Genomic DNA, 3,869 nt, shown 5'->3' on the forward strand with positions numbered 1-3,869 from the left:
GGGGGGCGGCGGCGGCCCCCGCCGCCCCCCCGGGGGGGGGGGGGCGGGCCCCCCCGGCGTTCCGGCCCGCCCGTGGTCCGGGCGGGCCGTCAGAGGCGTTCGGGGACCGGGTTGCCGACGGCCTCGATGGCACGGCGGACCGGGACCTTCAGCAGGACGACGAAGCCGATCACGAAGAACACCAGCAGCGAGATGATCGCCGAGCGGTAGCTGCCGGTGAGCTGGTAGGCGAGGCCGAAGACGAGCGGGCCCATCCAGCTGGTGCCGCGGTCGCTGATCTTGTAGAAGCTGAAGTACTCGGCCTCCCGGCCCGGCGGTATGAGGTGGGAGAAGAGGGAGCGGGAGAGCGCCTGGCTGCCGCCGAGCACCAGGCCGATCATGCAGGCCAGGACGTAGAACCAGACGGGCTGGTGGGCCGGCATGAAGTAGCCGAGGGCGAGGGTGACGACCCAGCCGACCAGGGAGCCGAGGATGGTCCGCTTGGCGCCGTACCGGTGGGCGATCCGGCCGAGCAGCAGGGCGCCGCCGATCGCCACGACCTGGACCAGCAGCACGGCGGTGACCAGCGAGGTCTGCTCCATGCCGAGTTCCTCGCTGCCGTAGAGCGAGGCCTGGGAGACGACGGTCTGGATGCCGTCGTTGTAGCAGAGGAAGGCGGCGAGGTAGAGCAGGGTCAGCGGGTGCTTGCGCATGCCGCGCAGGGTGCGGGCGAGTTCGCGCAGGCTGCCGCCGACGGGCTTGCCGTCGGGCTTGCCGCCCTCGGCGGCGGAGGCCTCCGCGGCCGGGGCGATGCCCGCCCGGGAGGGCAGCCGCAGCATCGGGACGATGGTGAACAGCGCCCACCACAGGCCGGCCGAGGCGAGGCAGATCCGCACGGCGGTGCCGGAGTCCAGGCCGAACGCGTCGTGGCCCTGGAACAGCGCCAGGTTGGCGATCAGCAGCAGCCCGCCGCCCGCGTAGCCGTAGGCCCAGCCCTTGGAGGAGACCTTGTCGCGCTCGTCGGGGGAGGCCAGGCCGGGCAGGTAGGCGTAGGAGAGCGCGACCGAGACGGCGTACGAGATGTTGGCGACCACCAGCAGCGCGCCGCCGAGGAGGTAGCGGTCGCCGCCGAGGAAGAACATCCCCATCGTGGCGAGCGAGCCGATGTACGCGAAACCGCACATCAGCTCCTTGTGCCGTCCGGTGCGGTCGGCGACGGTGCCGCTCAGCAGCATCACGGCGACCGACAGCAGCACGGAGAAGGACACCGTGTACGGGAAGAACGATCCTGCGCGGATCGTCAGGCCGAGCGGGTGCACGTTGCCGGCCGCGTCGGCGGCCTCCTTGGCGACGGTGGTCAGGTACGGGCCGAGGAAGACCGTCAGGACGGTGGCCGAGAACGCCGCGTTGGCCCAGTCGTTGATGTACCAGCCGAACTGCATCCGGCGCAGGGACCGCCCGTCGTCGGCGGGGGCCGGGGTGGACGGGGCCGGGGTGGCGGAGGGGTCGGTCGGTGGGTCGTCCGGCTGGTGCGTCGCCGGGTTCGTGGTGCTCATGGGGTTCCCATCACCGTGCTGGAGCCCGTGCTGCCGTCCGTCCAGCAGCCGCGCTCGCCGAGGACGTCCCGCAGGACGTCGATGCGATCGGCCATGATGCCATCCACACCCAGGTCGAGGAGAGCCCTGATCCGTGTGGGATCGTCCACAGTCCAGACGTGCACCTGGAGGCCGAGCCGGTGGGCGGTGCGGACGAAGGCCCGGTCGACGACCCGTACGCCCCGGTGTCGCTCCGGCACCTGTGCGCACAGCCCGGCGAACGGTGCCCCGGGTGCGGAGGGCCGCAGGAACGATTCGGCCAGCGAGCGCAGCCGGAGCCGCGCCACCTCGCGCGGGCCGAGCGAGGTGGCCAGCCGCGGACCGGCGGCGGCGCGGACGGCGGCCAGCCGGGAGTCGGAGAAGCCGCCGACGCAGACCCGGTCCCAGGCGTCGGTCCGGCGGATCGCCTCGACCAGCGGGCCGACGGCCGGTGCCGCCTTGACGTCGATGTTGAAGCGGGCCCCGGGGAAGGCGCCGAGCAGGTCCTCCAGCAGCGGCACCGGCTCCGTCCCGCCGATCCGGGCCCGCCTGACGGCCTCCCAGGGCAGCTCCGCCACCGCCCCCGCGCGGTCGGTGACCCGGTCGAGGCGGGAGTCGTGGAAGGCCACCAGGACGCCGTCGGCGGTCGCGTGGACGTCCGTCTCCAGGTAGCGGTACCCGAGCGCGACGGCGGCCTCGAAGGCGGCGAGGGAGTTCTCGGGGCGCCCGAGGTCACCTCCCCGGTGGGCGAAGGCGAGCGGCCCGGGATGGTCGAGGAAGGGGTGCATGTGGTGCTCCGAGCTGCGGACCAGTACCAGCGCGTTACAGTATTACGCACCCTGTCAAGCAGTAACGATGTGGTCTACCGCCGGCCCTCCCCGCGCGGGGCGACCTGCACGACGGCGTGCCGCCCGTCGGTGCGCCACGGCGTCCCGGTGCCGTCGAGCCGGGCCAGGGCCGCCGCGTCCAGGCCGACGACCACGTCCGACTTCAGCGTCCGCAGCGCCGCCACGGCCGAGGGGAAGTGCCCCGCCGCCCCGGCGAACGGGGTGGTCGGCGGCCAGAGCCGGTCGCCCACCAGACGGCGGTAGTTGAGGTCCCCCTTGACGATCGTGAGCGCCGCACCGGCGAACTCGGCGCGCAGGTCGGCCGGCAGGTCGTGGAACGGCAGCGGCGCGCAGAAGAACGGGTGCGTACGGACCTCGAGCGCGCCCCCGCCCAGCGCCCGCCACAACCGGCCCCCGACCGCCGCGGCGGCCGGGAAGGGCGCGCCGCGCAGCCGCCCGACCGCGGCGAGGACATCGGCCATCGTCGCGTCCGACACGAAGTACGGCTGCGGCTTCACGTACAGCACGACCCGCGCCGCCAGGCCGTGGGTCAGCAGATGGTCGATCAGCACCAGGTCCGGCAGCAGCTCCCGGCCCGCGTTGTCCGCCACGACGCACACCGGGCCGCCCTCGCCCCCGGCCCGCTCCAGCGCGGCCCGCAGCAGGGCGCCGTCGTCGGCGGCCAGGTCCGGGGCGGCCGCCCCCTCCGCCCCCGCGGTGATCCGGAAGCTGAGGTCCGCCCGGTTGCCCCACAGCGCGGAGGACACCAGCGCCCGCGCCCGCCGGGGCTCCGGCAGGCCGTCGAGCCCGTCCAGCGCGGCCAGCTCCTCGTCCACCGCCGCTCCGCCCAGCTCGGCGCCCTTGAAGGGCGCGAAGGGATCGACGCCCTGCCACGCGCCGGGCCGGAAGTACCCGGTGGCCTCCAGCAGCCGGCGGTAGAAGTAGCTCTCCGCCCACAGGAACGGCGCCTCGCCCCACGGCCGGCCCCACAGGCCCTCGCCCCAGGCCAGCCACCGCTCGCCGTCCGGGGCGTCCGGCCCCAGTGGCTCCAGCACCCCGGCGGTGCTCTCCGCCAGCAGCCGCTCGACCGCCGCCCGCTCGCCGGGGCCGTACGGCAGCGCGTCGAGCACCTGCCGGACGAGCCTCGGGTGGCGCTCGTGGAACACCCCGTGGGCGAAGGAGCCGGGGACGTCGCTGCGGATCACCGGCGGAGCGCCCGCCGGGCCCGGGCCCGACGGGGTCGACGGGGTCGACGGGGTCGCCGGGCCCGACGGGCTCGACGGGGTCGGCTTCGACAACACGATGGGGGCTCGTCTCTCTCGTCCTCGACGGCCGGAGCCACTGGCACGGCCGGGTCCGGGTGGGCCCGGGACCAGGTGGGGCCGAGTCTAGGACCAATGCCGGTGACTTTAAGTGGTGCTACGCGGGGTGATGGTGGGTGCTACGGGTTGTGGTGGTGGCCAGTTGCGGTGCTGGGCCCGTTTGAGGG

At 74.5% G+C, this 3,869-nt stretch carries 3 protein-coding genes; all 3 read right to left on the bottom strand.

Annotated features, from left to right (window positions below; genetic code table 11):
• Window positions 1-89: 89 nt before the first annotated feature.
• The gene (locus AB0E96_RS39310) at window positions 90-1,535 is read right to left on the bottom strand and encodes an MFS transporter (RefSeq protein WP_359831380.1); all 1,446 of its coding nucleotides are present in this window, start codon (window positions 1,533-1,535) and stop codon (window positions 90-92) included.
• The gene (locus tag AB0E96_RS39315) at window positions 1,532-2,341 is read right to left on the bottom strand and encodes a glycerophosphodiester phosphodiesterase (RefSeq protein WP_359831382.1); all 810 of its coding nucleotides are present in this window, start codon (window positions 2,339-2,341) and stop codon (window positions 1,532-1,534) included. Before AB0E96_RS39315 ends, AB0E96_RS39310 begins: the two co-directional genes overlap by 4 nt.
• A gap of 74 nt (window positions 2,342-2,415) precedes the next feature.
• Window positions 2,416-3,585: a damage-control phosphatase ARMT1 family protein gene (locus tag AB0E96_RS39320; protein WP_359831384.1), complete on the bottom strand. Its 1,170-nt coding sequence runs from the start codon at window positions 3,583-3,585 to the stop codon at window positions 2,416-2,418.
• Between the last annotated feature and the right edge of the window lie 284 nt (window positions 3,586-3,869).

This window comes from Kitasatospora sp. NPDC036755 (genome assembly GCF_040636595.1).
In the GTDB taxonomy this organism is placed as follows: Bacteria; Actinomycetota; Actinomycetes; order Streptomycetales; family Streptomycetaceae; genus Kitasatospora.

Excerpts from the sequence above, each read along its gene's own strand:
- AB0E96_RS39310 (WP_359831380.1), bottom strand. The coding sequence starts at position 1,535 with ATGAGCACCACGAACCCGGCGACGCACCAGCCGGACGACCCACCGACC.
- AB0E96_RS39315 (WP_359831382.1), bottom strand. The coding sequence starts at position 2,341 with ATGCACCCCTTCCTCGACCATCCCGGGCCGCTCGCCTTCGCCCACCGG.